We start from the raw sequence: 15,277 nt of genomic DNA, 5'->3' as shown, positions 1-15,277 counted from the left end.
CTGTTTACTGCAATGTTCCATCCGGACTGATAAACGTCCATGCCGGCCACAGCTGTTCCATCTCTGCTTTCACAAAAACCTGTGAGTTCTTATGGATCGTCGGCCGGATCATCATTTTATCCTCGTGTCCGTTCAGTCTGGCTCCCCAGAAGCTGAAGGTTGAATTGGCGCAGATATTATGTCGGCACTGGCTCATCAGATACATATCATAAAAGCTGTCTTTTCCATGATTGATATCGACAATAGTATATTTCTCCCCCTGATAATGCTCTGTCACATAAGGAATATCATCAGAGAAAATATAGAAATGCGCCTCCGGGTATTTCTCTACCACCGTCCGGATCGCTGTTTCATAATATTTTTCGGTACAGATATTGCCAAATATCGATGCATTTTCCGGCTTCAGATAATCTCCCCTCCGGATGTGCACACTGACTGAATCCTGCATACTCATTTCCCTTGCCAGCTCTGCATTTCGTGGATCCCGGCTTTGAGGGAACTGGATCTTTTCCCTGAGATCATACAAAATATCACTGTAATATTTTTCACACGCAAAATATCCGGAGAGATACATATCTTCAAAATCAAAAATCTCCGGATGATACATCTTCGTTTCATGGAACCACTTCACAGTAAAGGGAAACAGCTTTCTTCGTACTTTTCCCGTGATCCCATCACTACCGATCAGTGCTGTTTTTTCTTCTTCTGTGCAGACTTCAAAAACAAGACGGTCAAAATACCGCAGCTCCAAAACCCTTTTTGTCACAACAGGTACATTTTCCATTCCCCTGGTATGTCCTGTTTCCTTCATCTGTACCTGATCAAACCAGGAAATGTCAAGCCTTACTTCCTTTCCAAGTCTCACCAGTTTTCGATACAGTGCATATTGCTGGAGCTGGTTTCCAAGCCCGCCTGCTACCTGAATAATGATCATACTTTTATTCCTTTTCCTCTGTTATGGTGAACAGAGATAATGCCGGTGCCAGCGACCACGGATAGGCTCCGTACACCTGCGGATACATGGAAAAGCCCTGACATTCTGCCAGACATCCATAGATCCTGCCCTCCTTTACTGAGTTCCAGAGAGCTTCTCTTCCCCGGACCATACGGGATTTATGTATACCGATAAGGACATTGGTCTGCAGGGATCTTGCAATGGCATACAGGATCATAGCCGTAGCCGAAGTATCTACCGGTCCCTCCTTGGCTCCAAGCTGCCAGCTGTAAAGTCCTCCCTCCAGCTGATAGGCCTCTACCTTGTCAACAAGACGGCGGTATGCCTGTTTAATCGGCTCATAGCTTGGTCTGTCGGTTTCCATATAAGCAAGGCTGTCAGCCATACCGATCATCAGCCAGCCTACAGCCCGTCCCCAGCCTATGATACCATATTTCACGCCGCTTTCATATTCAAATCCGTGATAGGGAAGGCCTGTCTTCTCATCCATTCCCATCTGGATAAAGTTCATCATCTGGGTAACTGCCAGGTTGACAGCATTCATATCATCATAGACTGCCCCGTATTTGCAGAGGAACGGACAGACCATTCCAATACCGTCAGCAAAAATATATCCGTTTTTTTGTTCCGGTCTGTAGGGCAGATTTCCGCCGTCATCTGTTTCATGGTGAAAAAGATACTCTGCTATCTTGTCTGCTGCCTCTTTATACTTTTCTTCGCCTGTGATCTGATGAAGATCGATCAGTGCCATACCGCTGACAGCATCATCCAGATAATACATTTTACACTTTCCGGCAATCCATCTGTCATAATATTTCTTCAAAACGTCCAGGATCACTCTGGCTTCCTCGGAATTCTTATGATCCTGATAATAATCTGCAAGCGCCTTGGCTAGAAGCCCGTTCGGCCAGTTAAATCTGTCTGCCGGTGGAACCTTCCTCCCGCAGATCTGCTTCAAAGCCCGTTTCATATAATAGGTACCAGTATATCCCGGATAGTCGATCAGTTCCCTTTCTGCCTCTTTTACCATATCCAGCATTGCGGATCACTCCTTCCTTTTTCTGAACTTTCCCTTTACAATCGTAACCAGATACTGAAATTCTCCCGCTTTCCTGAATACCATCAGGAAAATACCATTAAACACCACACAGATGATCACAAACATCACAAGAAATGTCAGTATCGTAATTTCCTTCATTATAATCCCTGAAATGCCATAAAAAATCCCATATTGGATCACCAGCAATAAACAGTACTTCATCGAATCCCTGAAATATTCTCCGGCCTTCCGGTCCAGTATCACATGGTAAATAATGATCGGCTTGGTCACATTGGCAATCAGCCCTGACACGATCGTTCCGATATATACCCCGACGAGGCCGATCCTTACGACCAGTACAATGGAAATGACCAGATTCACTACGCCCTGGATCAGTGCCAGATATTTATCCTGTTCAAAAACACCTGCTGCCGTCTTGAAGTTCGACAGCACGATCCTTTCTCCCTTAAAGTAAAAATCGATCAGGATACAGCCAATGACGGAAAATGCCAGTGTTCTCTCTGCGCCTACCCAGAGCGTGATAAATGGCGTCAGAAGAATGGCAAATCCAACAGCTGCAAATCCGTAGATCCAGCTGGCTGCAAACCGGTATACCTTAAAGAGCTCATACTGTCTGTCCTTTGATTCTGTGGCGATCAGGTTGCCAAAGCTTGACAGTACAGAATTAAAGACAATATTCACCACGTTCGCCGCTGAATTCATGATCATATTGTAGTTGTCCACGAAGCCATTGACGGTAACATTGATAAAGCTGGAAATGATCATGCTGTCGGTCTGAAGCCTCGCTACATCTCCTACCTTATGAAGCACCAGTGCCTTAGTCTTTGTGACTACTTCACCGGTTTCTTCCTTTGTCAGCTTCTCCACCCTTTTATCCTTCAGATAGGGATACAGACGGTTCAGATAGTGGCTCACATATATTTTCTGCAGCAGCTCCACTGCTGCCGCCGTCAGAAGATAAGCATAGAAGTTGCCGGTTGCCAGGATCACTATGATCTGCAGGCTGACCGTGATCATCTTGGTGACCGTGATGATATTGGTCTGGATATAATTCTTCTGCTCGGCATTGACCAGACTGTATTTATAAGCGACAAAATAGGTGCTGACTGTATTAAACAGAAAAATGAAATAATACAGTGTCAGATCCCTGACTGTCACACCATCAGGCTGTTTCACCAGATAGGGCAGAAACGGTGAAATGGCAAGACCGATTCCCGCTACGACCAGACCTATGATCCGGTAGGATTTCTTATAAAGCAGCATATAGGACTTGATCTTCTCATAGTCCTTATTGGCTACCGGCTTATACAGACTGTAATTCAGGGCTGTGCCGATCCCAAGCTCTGCCATGGAAAGCACGGACAGAATACTGGTGTAAAGGGAATTGACACCAACAAGGGTATCCCCAAGGTGTGCGATAAACACGCTCCGCAGGACAAAGCCGAGAAGCTGCGTCACCAGATTACCGATCTGTCCAAATACTATATTCTTTGTTGCTGACTGCACTCTTCCCATAAATGATCTACTTCTTTCCCTGTCTGCATGGCTGCTTCTTTATATGCAGGCATTTTGGCTGCAAGCTGGCTGCGGATAGCTTCTTCCTTCGCTGCAAGCCACCTGAAGGCCTCCGTCAGATCTTCTTCCTTCCGAAGAAGCTGTACCGGGAGCACATAATTTTTTTCTGTTCCAAACAGATCTCTGGCTATTCCTCTGGCTTTCACAGAATAGCCAACCACCAGTGTCGGCACCAGACTGGAGTATGCTGCAATGGTAGCGTGGGTTCTCGCCCCGATAAACATCCGGCATCTGGCGATATAGCCTTTCAGCTCCTCACAGGTTCCATCCGGAAGCTCCAGTATCCTTCCTGTATCCTTAAACTGTTCATACAGCTCATGGATCGGCTTTCTGTCATCATTTCTGTCCCAGACAACATGTGGGATCAGGGCGATCTGTAGGCCGGTATTTTCTACGATATACCGGATCAGCGCCCGGTAGTTTTTCATGGTAATCCCCGCTGATTCCTCATTATCCTGGATCATGGGACTGATATTGATTCCGACTGTATTCCCCTCCTGGAAGCCTGATGGCAGGGGCTGCTCCTTCTTTTGAAGGGTAAAGGCGGGATCCGGGAAGCAGTATACCTTAGGTACATTATATCTTGCCCGGTCACAGCTCCGCAATCCCTTCAGCCCTGCCTGCTGCTGCGCCACCATACGCTGCAGAGCCTCAAAGGTAATGCTTTCCCTGGCAATGATCGTGTGATACTTCATCAGATCCGCTACGATTTCCGGTCTCTTAATAAGCTCCGGCTCTATGGAACAGCCAAGCAGTACCGTTCTTGTCCCTTTTCTTACAAAGGCCTGATTGGCAAGGCGCAGATCCTTCCGCATGTTATCATAGCAGTAATTGTCGCCACCAATCGATATGGCAAGGGGAATATCCTCCCGGAAGGTCTTTCCATAGCGGTAACGGATAAAGCTCTCCTCATCTCCTGTCAGCTTCCGGTACAGATAATAACAGACATGTGCCAGCTTATGATCTGCAAAGCTCTTCTCTCCCCGGATATCACACAGCTCCCTCAGTGAATATTTTTTATCCTCTCCGCCGTAATAGCTGAGAAGTACAGGTTTTTCCTTGATCATATGACAGGTGCTGTTGACTATGGCTTCGCAGCCATGGTTGCCGCTTCCTGCATGCATATACATAACCAGTCTTTTTTCTTTCATAAATTCAGCCCTTATATTTTCTGAAATGATAACCATGCAGGTATAGTCCCGGCGCTGCTGCAAACAGCTTCGCTTTCAACCGGTATCCACCGGAAAGCAGTTCATACGCACCTGAAACCTGCAGCTCCTGCTTCAATTTGTCTCTGCATATCTGAATATACTGTGCATTCTTCCTTCTGTCCGCTGCAGGCAGCATGGCGAGCTTTCCTACAGTCAGCATAATTCCCATGATCAGGATGGAGGTCACCTTCGCTTCCAGAGTGCTATCTATGGCAAGGATCCTGTCTCTTGCCAGCTCCCAGCAGGTGATCTGATCCATATAAGATGGTGTAAAGGGTCTGTTCATAGCCCCCTTGGCATTCTGGTAATATCCATATCCAGGATAGTCAATCTCCGATACCTTTCTCGCATATCCAAGAAGCTCTGTCAGGAAAAGCATATCCTCCCCGATCGAAAGGCCTCTCTGAAAACGGAGCTTTCCGATCAGTGACCTGCGGTACAGCTTACTCCAGCATCTGCTGTTCCCCTGCAGCAGCTCCTCTCTCAGATACTGTGCTCCTGTATAGGTAACCGGCTCTCCGATCCGGAACCGTTCTGTCAGAAATGCTTCCCATTCCTCTTCTGTTGACCAGGCATGGAAGCTGCAGCCTGCCATATCACTGCCTGTCTTCCGGAGTACATCGGAAAGGATTTCCAAAGTCCTCGGGCGCAGTCTGTCATCAGCATCCACAAAGGTGATCAGTGCCCCCTTTGCCAGATCAAGACCGGCATTCCGTGCTGCAGAAACACCTTCATCCTCCATGGTTATAATGCGGATATTTTCATAGTTTTCTTTCAATTCCACGCATACTTTGCCAGTACTATCCGTGGATCCGTCATTGATGATGATGATTTCCAGCTTCTGATACGTCTGGTTTTCGATACTCTCGATGCAGCTTCTCAGATAGCTTTCGCCGTTATAGACCGGAACGATCACACTGATCAGCGGTAAATTCTCTTTTGGTTCTGCCAGCATGTTCCGGCCTCCTTTCTCATCTCAGGAACGGTAATACCAGATCATCGCAAGGCGGAGCAGTCTTACCGTCACTTCACCAGGATGTTTCATTACCAGATAAAGCAATTTGTTTGCTGGCTGGTTCACGGTAATTTCTGTCCTCTTTACCAAATCTCTGATCTCTTCTGAGCGGCATAGCTTAAGAATATTCCTGCGGTAACCGGATGGGTTGCCTCTGGCTTCGTTCTTGAGTACCAGGAAATACCAAAGTATTGACTCCTGATCCAGATGTTTTTTCTGTTCTTCCAGCTTATCCCCGGTAAATTTATCTTTCAGTATCCGATCCGTTGTCTGTATCAGCTTTCGGATATTTTCTGTCAGCTTTTCATTATATTTATGCACCATGGATTCTTTTACATAAAGATAATGGTAATAAGCCTTATGATCCATAGCTACAATTCTCTGACAGTCAAGCAGCACCGGCAGCATGATTGTTGTATCTTCCCCAACAATGATTGCCGGATCAGTATAATTTCCATTTTCTGAGATCAGTCTTTTTGAAATCAGCTTCATACAGCGTGAAATCGTAATATACCGTTCTTCCTGTCCAAGCAGGCAGGGAAATATCTTTTCCTCTATCTCTTTCCTGCCATATTCACCTGGTGCCAGCTTCTGCCATACATACTCCTGACTACCGCCGTCTCTTTCAATGATGTAATCACTGATCACCATCTCCCGGTCATTTCCGGTCAGATAAGCACTCATTTCAGAAAGCATCTCCTGATTGATCCAGTCATCACTGTCCAGGAAGCTGACATACTCTCCACTGCATTCTTTCACACCTGCTTTCCATGCCGAAACCAGACCGCCATTTTCCTTATGAACTACCCGGATTCTTTCATCTTTCTCCGCGTAAGCATCGCAAAGCTCTCCACTGCTGTCTGTCGAGCCATCATCTACAAGCATGATCTCCAGGTTTCCATAGGTCTGTGCTCTTACAGAATCTACACATTTCTTCAGATATTGTTCTGCATTGTATACTGGTATGATCATGCTGATCTTATATACTTCCATATATCTTCAACAGTTCCTCCATATTTTCTTCTATGGAAAATTCTTTTTCTGCTTTTTCTCTTGCGCTGTTTCCAAGCTTTTTGCATAAATGCTTATCCGCAAGGAGTCTGTCAAGCGCTGCATACAGGCTTTTTTCATCCCTTGGTTCAAACAAAAGTCCTGTTTCTTCCTGCTGTATCATCTGTGGAATTCCACCGGTATCTGACGCTGCTATTGCACAATAATTTGCCATTGCTTCCAGAATTGCAATTGACTGACCCTCAAAATAAGAGGGCAGGACAAAAATATCACTTTCCTGCAGATATTTCTGTTTCTCTTTTCCACTGATCCATCCCAGATACTTTATAAAATCGCTGTTTTTTTCTATCTGTTCCTTCAGTTTTTCATCCTCAAAAATACCACCCAGATAAAGCTTTGCCCCAGGGTATTTCTGCTGCAGTTTTTCCGCGGCAGCCAGTAATTCCAAGACACCCTTTTCCTTGCAGATCCTGCCAAGAAAAAGCAGCTTGTGCTGACCATACTGCTTCTGATATACTGGCGGCATTTCTATGCAGTCAGGAAAAACAATGATTTTATTTTCATCAATCAATGTGCCAAAAAATTTCTTCCATGACGGAGCCAGCACCAGCATAATGTCTCCCATGGAAAGGATCTCTTTTACTCTTTTCTTCCCCTTTTGGGAAAGCTGTCCATAATATCCCTCAAAATCCCCGCCATGCTGGTGAATCACTATCTTTTTCCGGGCTCTTTTCGCTGCCTTGATAAAAAAACTTTTTCTCACATAGCTTGCATCTGATGCCATATTCACATGAACAATATCATACCCGGAAAGCTGCACCAAAAACTGCATGTATGCTTTCATGGCTCTCCAGAGTTTTCTTACTTTGGAGCCTTCGATCATGGTTCCAATATATTTCAGTTCTATTTTCTGATCAAGACCTGCGGCATAATAATTATTTACCACTCCGGAGATTCCTCCGTGAACACTTCGATCAGGCCCTACCATTAATACTTTATATTTTCCCATTTATTTTCCTGCTGCAATCCTCTTCAGCTTCCTGATTCCTCTTCTTACCAGCCTTTTCCCCTTCAGTGTCACTCTGGTAAAGAATATTTTCGCCCTGCTAACCGGCGGCATGATCAGATACTCATATTCTGCCCGGTGCTGCAGCAGATACGCAGGATAGCTGTCATCTATTTCCACTCTTTCAAATCTGGCTTCCCGCCCAAACATATCTTCTCCAAGGAGAAGTCTGTCTGCTGCTTCTGCCAGCAGCACAGAATCGTTATATTCCTGATGAGCCGCTGCCACGACTTTGGTTCCGATTCTCCTGGCCACATCCTTCTCGCCGCTGCTGCCCATATACCCAAAATGCCAGCCGCCATCAGCCACTCTTACTGCATTTGGTGCTGTCACGCTTGCTTCCCTGAGCTGGATGATCCCATCCTCCGGTATGCTCCTTTTAGAGAATACCTTGGTTCCCAGCCAGAGCTTTCTCTTTACTCCCGGAAATTCCCCGGTAATGGACAGGAGTTTTCCTGACACCTCTTCCATATTCAGGAAACAGTAAAACATCCTCTGGGCAAAATGATATACCTTGTCAGGATCAAAGGTATCAATAACCTTCTGCAGTGTTTTGGGATTGGGAATTTCATCCACATCACTTAAGATGATCACATCCTCATCTGCTGCATCTGCAAGTCCCTTTACCAGTGCGTTTTTCTGAAACTTGTCCCTTAAGTGGGTAGTCGTATTAACCGGTGAATTATCTACTACAATATAGGTGATCTTGGGTAAAAATTCTTTAAACAGCTCCTTATTCTTCTCAAAGCACAGCTCCTTTGGCTCACCGGAAAAGGTCACCGTAGCCTCTTCGATGACAAACCGGTCTACGATCGGATCCATGATGTGAAGCCGCATCTTCAATATATCAATTTCATTAAAAAACGGGATACAATCGTATACCATTCTGTTTCCTCTTTCTTCCTATCTTCTGATCCTTCTCCAGAACAGCAGTGGTCTCACTACATCTTTAAATGCTTTCCACCGCTTCGTCCATGGATTCTCGAACCTGGGGTACTGCTCATTTCTTCCCCACCATTTATGAAAAACAAAAGGCTTCTCCACATCTGCCACTTCCAGAACAGGATGCTCATGTCCAAAATATTTCGCCACCTCGACCGGTGCGATCTTCATGCCCGCCGCTTCGATCCTGTGCTTGTTCATACAGCAGAGGAAGATATCTTCGTTATAAAATCCGTCCTCATCCTTTTCCCAGGTAAGATCCGCTTTCCTTGGAAACTCAAGGAGCCGTTTGCTGCGAAGTGATACGCTGTTTCCTACCCGGCACAGATTTCCGTAAATATCATGATAACAATGCTGTGTTCCCGGCTTTGGGATGGGCCATGGAGATCCAATATAATCATACTGAAGAAATTCCTCCCTCCACATCTCCGGATGTACCACAAACCCGTCATAATGAACCAGAAGCACATAATCTGTGTTAATATAATCCCCAAGCTCATAAACCATCTTATAATTAAAACAGTCAATATCCGTCAGCTTGGAAGTATGCTTGTAGGTAATTCCCTTTGGCAGAGAAAAAGGCTTTCTGTGGGTGATCAGTACGACTTCCCCGAATTCGATTCCCTGCATACTGTAGGTGAGTGCCCTGATCGTTTCATAAAGCTTCACACTGGTCATGGCAGCCAGCGTTACATTGGGAAGCTTTAATTTATTATGCATCTGCTGTTCCATTTTGTCTCTTCATTCTCCTGATCACTGCCCGTTCTATCTTTTTCAGATAAAACCATCCATACAGTGCCTTACGTCTGATATTCTGGCAAAATCTTCTTGTATTGCCCGGCTTCTGATTGATCCTTCTGTACTTCGGTGAATGCTTCTTGTATTCTTCCAGCTCTTTTCGGCATTCCTCTGCTGTAAACATATTACCTTTTCTGTCCATATAATGGAACAGACTGTAAATATTCTGTTCGGATGCCCAGTAACCGTCTGATACATTGTGTCTCGCCCAGTATTTGGGTGCAATGGCAAATTTCAGTGTTTCACTGGTGTGTGCCGGCAGGCAGGCAAAGGAGGAATTGGATAAAAGCAGATAGTGTGCATTTTTCAGCGTCACATAATCCTTGCCGATATCAAAGTGATGTGCTTCAATCCCCGGCAGCATTTTCCGGGCTGATTCCACATCATCCGTGATGATCATGAACTCCATATCCGGTCGGAGCTTTTTCATTTCCTTCATGCCATGGATCCAGTATTTCTTATCAATAAACAATTCCGGGCTTCCCGTATACTCGCCGCCCCGCATATTGATGATGCACAGATTGTCCCGGCTGTATTCATAGGAATCATACTCCGGCTTTACATGCAGCCACTGCTTCACCTGATCCAGATGGTCGATAAAATAAGATTCATCCTGCATATTCCCATAAATCAGGGTATTGTCACTGATATTCTTTAAATTCTGATCTGCTCCGGCGATATAGCAGCCATGCTCCATATCATGTCTGGAATTTCCGATATAAAGTCTTTCTTCTTTATCATTGTAGATCTGAAAACAGCTCTTTTCTTCTTCCGTAATCCTTTTTCCAAGATCCATGTCCATGAAATACATGCCACGGTCACTGTGAATATTGACAGCAAAGCGTTCCTGTCCTGCTGTTCCAAATTCATAGCCGTTTTCTTCTGCCACTACTCTTGCAGTCACATAACAGAACAACTGGTTCCCCAGGCCCTGTCCATTGATAAATTCTGTTCCTACCATTCTGTCCCGTTCCTTTACAGCGTAGTCTCCACCAGCTTCATATTTTCTACCTTATAGATCATATCGCACTTCTCAATGGTATTTAGCCGGTGTGCAATGATGATCATGGTCTTACGTCCATGGAAGCTGTTGACTGCCTCCATGACTGCTGCCTCTGTATCATTGTCAAGTGCAGAGGTTGCCTCGTCAAATACAAGGATCTCCGGATCATTGTACAGAGCCCTTGCAATACCGATCCTCTGTCTCTGTCCTCCGGAAAGCCTGACTCCCCGGTCACCGATCGTCGTATCCAGCCCCTCCGGCAGCTCCTCTACGAATTCTTTCAGCTGTGCCTCCTCCAGCACTTCCCAGATCCTCTTCTCGTCAATCTTGTCTGCATCAATACCAAAAGCAATGTTATCCCTGATCGATTCGTCGATCAGATAGATAGACTGTGGAATATAGCCGATCTGTGCCAGCCAGGACTCATAATTCTTAAAGATATCCACCCCATCACAGGTGATCATACCGGTCTGTGCATGTAAAAGCCCAAGCAGGATATCCACGATTGTTGACTTACCGGCTCCTGAGGTTCCGATAATTCCCACTGATTTTCCCTTGGGAACGATCATATGGGCATCCTCGAAAATATTTTTGTCAGAATCAGGATAATGGAAGCTGATATGATCCAGTTCGATCTGATGATCCAGCTTCAGCTTTTCCACCTGAGAATAAGCCTTTCTCTCTGCCAGCATGGCATCTGTTTTCATGCCCTCCTGCAGATTGTCATACACGAAATCAAGGCTGGGCTGGGTATAGGCGATTTCTGTGATATACGTATTGATACGGTTCACACTGGGCAGTACTCGTACTGCTGCGATCGCAAATGCAGAGATCGTCGTTACCATGGCTGTGATATCCCCGCCGCCATTAATATAAACTACCAGAAATCCCAGTACGCTTACGATAAACACGGTTTCGATCAGCAATCTTGGCATATTGTTCAGCACGGCATAGTTTCTGGCCACCTCTGCGCCGACCTTACCAGTTTCATAGTAGTTTCTCACATAAAATTCTTCCCGGTTCAGCACCTTGACATCCTTCAGTCCGTAGGTTGCCTGAATCCTCCATTTGGCGATCCTCGACTGGATCGCCTGGTTCCTGGCACCGATCCGGTTCAGCCTTGGTTTAAACACCTTCACAATAAACAGGGTCAGAAGACCAAATACCGCAATGATAAACAAAGTCATCCCGGGATCATTCAACAAAAGCACCATAAAAATGAGACAGGAAACCACTACTTCACTTGCCAGCTGCAGCATAGCAAGGATCAGGGAAAAGGTCTGTGGAATGTCACTGTCTGTAATCCGGAACACGGTAGGGATATCTGCTCCCAGATACTTTTCATAAGGGCGGTTTAAAAACTCTGCCATAACACGGCTGATCATCCGGTTCCGGTTCTTTGTGATAAAGGTATTCTGCATATAGGTCAGCAGCAGAATATACAGGTTCTTGATCACATAAATGGCCATCATTCCATAAAGTAATGCCATGGTGACCTGTTTCACCGTTGTAATGGATAAAGCATCACAAAGATTCTTTACTACTGGGATCCTGTCGATATAACCCATCAGCTCGTCTGGTGCCAGCAAAGCCTGTACCACAGGGATCATGGCACTGACTCCCAGTGTCTCCAGGAGACCACCGATAAAGATCATGATGCCAAGCCCAACTAACTGCCATTTCTGTTTTCTGTCAAAGATTGCTCTTACTTTGCCAAGTAATGTTATTTTTTTCATGTATGATATCCTTCGTTCCCGTTATTGTAAAGAGCATTGTGATTCCTGAAAATACACTGATCGCCAGCAGACGGTGTGTAAACCAGTAATGTACATAGGAGTATCCGTTTCCAAGCACTGTAAATATGGCAAACGGCAATAAGCAGACCAGTAAATATGGCAATGCCGCCACCAGCTTCTCCCTGGTTATTTTAGCATGCTTTCTTATCATGCTTACACAGATAATTCCTAACAGTACAATTGCCATCATCAGAAATGGCCACTTCATATACATATTGATGTTTTTTACCAGTCTGTCAATTAATGTGGGATTTTCTACTTCCCATGTTGCGTGATCTGAGGTATATCGTTCTGCCTGCTCGATAGCTTCCTTAAAATAATTATAACCGGTAAAGATCCATGCCAGAATCCATTTCCCAAGCCATACCACAGCATAGCCCACTCCCCACAGCATACCAAATACCACTTCCTTTTTTATCTTTTCCTTTACTTTTTCCTTAGAAAGAAGAAGATAAACGATCAGGGGAATGGCAAAACCTATCATGGGAAATGACAACTCATTAAAATATACAAACAAAATTCCATTGATCAGGAAATAAAGATAATAATTATATCCCTTCTGCAGCTCCTCATGAAAATATAACAGAATAGCTGTCATAAGCAGCATCAGGACATATTCTACGGAAAAGCACCAGCCAAATATCATTGTCACCGGGTTCAGGGTGATGATCGCGCCAAAGAAGCCCGTCAGCTCCTTATACAACTGCCGCCTGCAGAAGCCCATGATCACTACGAACAGCAATCCCATCTGTATGATCATGGATATCATCCTGATATCTCCAAGATCAAACAGCAATAGTAACGGCTTCAGCAAAATCAGGCTACCATGCCAGTACCGTCCATAGCATACCTCATGGGTTTCCCCGGTATCACCATTTGCCAGCAGCACTACTGACACCTCATTGTTATCATCACCATACAGAAGCCTTGGCGCATTCATTGCATCCCTGACTGCACTTCCTGAACCAGGATACATCGCATTCAACAGAAGCGAAGCGTCTGTATAGGTATCGGTCTGGGCATTTTTATATCCTTTGGCCCACTGGTAATACTGTCCTTCTGTATTAATCTGCTCCGCCGTCACTGCTACATTCTGGCGCATTCTTTCTGTTGGCAGCATGTATGCCAGAACCAATAGCACGAACCCCAGCAGGATTGCTCCGACAAGTATTCCTGTCAGCTTTATTATAAACTTGTAAACATTCTGTCTGTTGTTTTTATTTTCTGCACACATAATTATAAAAATTATACCATACCTTTACTGCCTGCGCAAACAGCTGGTTTTGTGTCAAAAGAACCACATAAAAGAACCAGGCTGATATAAAACAGCGGCATGTTATAGATCATATACCTTGTCTGGCAAAAGATCGTTGCCGACACCACAGCTACATTGATCATGACAGCAAGCAGTGTATACACCGCCAGAATTGCCCTACCATCCAGTCCATTTCTTTTTATATGAGTTATCAGCAGCACTATATACAATATGTACACCACCACGCTGTACCATACCAGAACCGGCGTTTTCTTCGCCACTGTTGTGACCATTCCATTCAGCACATTATCTGCAAAAACCCTCATAAGCCTCGGAAATACTTCTGGCATTAATGCCCTGATGATCTGTGCATTATAATCATCTACAATCCTTTCCAGACTGGCATTATCTCCTTCATAATGCTCTCTGACATACCGTTCCAGTGCCGGCCAGAGAGTATCAATCTGGATACAGTCATAATAATCCCCAAAATGCGCTGATCTTTCATACCATCCCTGACCGGCACTGTGCATCAGATAGCCGCCTTCATCACAGATTTCATAGATGCTTTCAAACAGTTCTCTGGTATCATCCCTTTTGATCGCCTTCCCATCCTCCTTTTCAGATGCATAAATAATCACAGTGTCTAAAAAGCGGTTATCATTCGTATGCCTCGAAAAAGAACCTCTGACACAGTAGTTATAACTACAATCCAGGAGATAGCTTCCTGTCCCTATACCCAGAACACAGACCGTCAAAATAAGGAGTCCTTTTTTCACCATTTTTTCTCTTATACTTCTCCATACAATAGCCGATATCAGGAGCAGTACCGTTATAACCATCTGTTTTCTCGTGGAAATAAGTAAAAAGGAAATAAATGCTGCTGTAAAGAGTGCCTTCTTTTTTCCTTTTATGCAGTAATCAATTAAATACCTGGAAAATAAAAGAAACAATGAAGTGGCAATTCCTTCTGTCAGAATACTGTTAGAATACATGGAGGCACGCTTTGCTGCGAATCTGCACAGCAGGGAGGTCAGCAGTGGGATCATCAACACCACAAGGCTGACTGCTTTGCCGAGTTTTAACTCCTTTCTCAGGAAACAGGTTAGTGAAAGAGCCGCACAGGCTGCCAGTATACTTTGAAAAATAGCAACTCCCTGAAGATATCCCTCACCGGCTGATGAAAACACCTGTCTGAAAAGCAAAAGCAGCATAGGATATAAAGGCTCTCTGGATATCTCCATATTAATATAGCTTGGAGAATCCACGCAGATCACTGCTCCATCATAAAACGCAAAAAACAGATAAAATCCCATACTGATCAAAAACAATAACACACCAAAAACTGTATCTGACCTTTTTTTCATAAGTTCCGTTTCCCTTTTGCACAATTTTTTGCTTATTATAACAACATTTCTATATTTGTGCAATTTGAACACTTGAGTTTCCGCAGAATGTACTTTTTAAGTGGTCAGCTTAAGGCAGAGTTGACGGTATGCCGGAGATACCTTTAGCTAACCGGTAATAGCTGAACTCGGGAGTTTGACACTTCTTTTTTTATCATTGTAATATAAATCCTTTGTTTAAGCC

Annotated in this window: 13 protein-coding genes; all 13 read right to left on the bottom strand. The window is 44.7% G+C overall.

Annotated features, from left to right (window positions below; genetic code table 11):
- Positions 1–4: 4 nt before the first annotated feature.
- The 13 genes from WJQ40_RS00710 to WJQ40_RS00650 all read right to left on the bottom strand — a co-directional run bounded on the left by WJQ40_RS00710 (position 5) and on the right by WJQ40_RS00650 (position 15,054).
- Complete coding sequence (locus WJQ40_RS00710) at positions 5–934, bottom strand: alpha-1,2-fucosyltransferase (protein WP_337537569.1); 930 nt, start codon at positions 932–934, stop codon at positions 5–7.
- A 4-nt stretch (positions 935–938) separates the two neighbouring features.
- Positions 939–1,994, bottom strand: a complete 1,056-nt coding sequence (locus WJQ40_RS00705) for a glycoside hydrolase family 88 protein (protein ID WP_337537568.1) — start codon at positions 1,992–1,994, stop codon at positions 939–941.
- A 6-nt stretch (positions 1,995–2,000) separates the two neighbouring features.
- Positions 2,001–3,530 (bottom strand): oligosaccharide flippase family protein, encoded by a 1,530-nt coding sequence (locus tag WJQ40_RS00700; RefSeq protein WP_337537567.1) that lies wholly within the window; start codon positions 3,528–3,530, stop codon positions 2,001–2,003.
- On the bottom strand, positions 3,497–4,741 hold the full coding sequence (locus WJQ40_RS00695; RefSeq protein WP_337537566.1) for a polysaccharide pyruvyl transferase family protein: 1,245 nt from the start codon (positions 4,739–4,741) through the stop codon (positions 3,497–3,499). Before WJQ40_RS00695 ends, WJQ40_RS00700 begins: the two co-directional genes overlap by 34 nt.
- A 4-nt stretch (positions 4,742–4,745) precedes the next feature.
- On the bottom strand, positions 4,746–5,756 hold the full coding sequence (locus tag WJQ40_RS00690) for a glycosyltransferase (protein WP_337537565.1): 1,011 nt from the start codon (positions 5,754–5,756) through the stop codon (positions 4,746–4,748).
- Positions 5,757–5,777: 21 nt separating this feature from the next.
- On the bottom strand, positions 5,778–6,809 hold the full coding sequence (locus tag WJQ40_RS00685) for a glycosyltransferase family 2 protein (RefSeq protein ID WP_337405870.1): 1,032 nt from the start codon (positions 6,807–6,809) through the stop codon (positions 5,778–5,780).
- The gene (locus tag WJQ40_RS00680) at positions 6,796–7,836 is read right to left on the bottom strand and encodes a glycosyltransferase family 4 protein (RefSeq protein ID WP_337537564.1); all 1,041 of its coding nucleotides are present in this window, start codon (positions 7,834–7,836) and stop codon (positions 6,796–6,798) included. Before WJQ40_RS00680 ends, WJQ40_RS00685 begins: the two co-directional genes overlap by 14 nt.
- Positions 7,837–8,778, bottom strand: coding sequence for a glycosyl transferase GT17 family protein (locus WJQ40_RS00675; protein WP_262572504.1), 942 nt, complete (start codon positions 8,776–8,778; stop codon positions 7,837–7,839).
- An 18-nt stretch (positions 8,779–8,796) separates the two neighbouring features.
- A complete protein-coding gene (locus WJQ40_RS00670; RefSeq protein ID WP_337537563.1) occupies positions 8,797–9,567 on the bottom strand; it encodes a DUF5672 family protein in 771 nt (256 codons plus the stop codon).
- Positions 9,548–10,594: a glycosyl transferase gene (locus WJQ40_RS00665; RefSeq protein ID WP_337537562.1), complete on the bottom strand. Its 1,047-nt coding sequence runs from the start codon at positions 10,592–10,594 to the stop codon at positions 9,548–9,550. Before WJQ40_RS00665 ends, WJQ40_RS00670 begins: the two co-directional genes overlap by 20 nt.
- 14 nt (positions 10,595–10,608) lie before the next feature.
- On the bottom strand, positions 10,609–12,372 hold the full coding sequence (locus tag WJQ40_RS00660; protein WP_337537561.1) for an ABC transporter ATP-binding protein: 1,764 nt from the start codon (positions 12,370–12,372) through the stop codon (positions 10,609–10,611).
- Positions 12,329–13,567, bottom strand: coding sequence for a hypothetical protein (locus WJQ40_RS00655; RefSeq protein WP_337537560.1), 1,239 nt, complete (start codon positions 13,565–13,567; stop codon positions 12,329–12,331). Before WJQ40_RS00655 ends, WJQ40_RS00660 begins: the two co-directional genes overlap by 44 nt.
- A gap of 110 nt (positions 13,568–13,677) precedes the next feature.
- A complete protein-coding gene (locus WJQ40_RS00650; RefSeq protein ID WP_337537559.1) occupies positions 13,678–15,054 on the bottom strand; it encodes a hypothetical protein in 1,377 nt (458 codons plus the stop codon).
- Positions 15,055–15,277: the final 223 nt, after the last annotated feature.

It is taken from the genome of Suilimivivens sp., from assembly GCF_037359455.1.
Classification (GTDB): Bacteria; Bacillota; Clostridia; order Lachnospirales; family Lachnospiraceae; genus Suilimivivens; species Suilimivivens aceti.
The sequence above is the reverse complement of the archived record's forward strand: the minus strand, read 5'-3'. Positions and strand labels throughout refer to the sequence as shown.

Excerpts from the sequence above, each read along its gene's own strand:
- WJQ40_RS00665 (WP_337537562.1), bottom strand. The coding sequence starts at position 10,594 with ATGGTAGGAACAGAATTTATCAATGGACAGGGCCTGGGGAACCAGTTG.
- WJQ40_RS00705 (WP_337537568.1), bottom strand. The coding sequence starts at position 1,994 with ATGCTGGATATGGTAAAAGAGGCAGAAAGGGAACTGATCGACTATCCG.
- WJQ40_RS00690 (WP_337537565.1), bottom strand. The coding sequence starts at position 5,756 with ATGCTGGCAGAACCAAAAGAGAATTTACCGCTGATCAGTGTGATCGTT.
- WJQ40_RS00670 (WP_337537563.1), bottom strand. The coding sequence starts at position 9,567 with ATGGAACAGCAGATGCATAATAAATTAAAGCTTCCCAATGTAACGCTG.
- WJQ40_RS00710 (WP_337537569.1), bottom strand. The coding sequence starts at position 934 with ATGATCATTATTCAGGTAGCAGGCGGGCTTGGAAACCAGCTCCAGCAA.
- WJQ40_RS00680 (WP_337537564.1), bottom strand. The coding sequence starts at position 7,836 with ATGGGAAAATATAAAGTATTAATGGTAGGGCCTGATCGAAGTGTTCAC.
- WJQ40_RS00700 (WP_337537567.1), bottom strand. The coding sequence starts at position 3,530 with ATGGGAAGAGTGCAGTCAGCAACAAAGAATATAGTATTTGGACAGATC.
- WJQ40_RS00660 (WP_337537561.1), bottom strand. The coding sequence starts at position 12,372 with ATGAAAAAAATAACATTACTTGGCAAAGTAAGAGCAATCTTTGACAGA.
- WJQ40_RS00675 (WP_262572504.1), bottom strand. The coding sequence starts at position 8,778 with ATGGTATACGATTGTATCCCGTTTTTTAATGAAATTGATATATTGAAG.
- WJQ40_RS00685 (WP_337405870.1), bottom strand. The coding sequence starts at position 6,809 with ATGGAAGTATATAAGATCAGCATGATCATACCAGTATACAATGCAGAA.
- WJQ40_RS00695 (WP_337537566.1), bottom strand. The coding sequence starts at position 4,741 with ATGAAAGAAAAAAGACTGGTTATGTATATGCATGCAGGAAGCGGCAAC.
- WJQ40_RS00650 (WP_337537559.1), bottom strand. The coding sequence starts at position 15,054 with ATGAAAAAAAGGTCAGATACAGTTTTTGGTGTGTTATTGTTTTTGATC.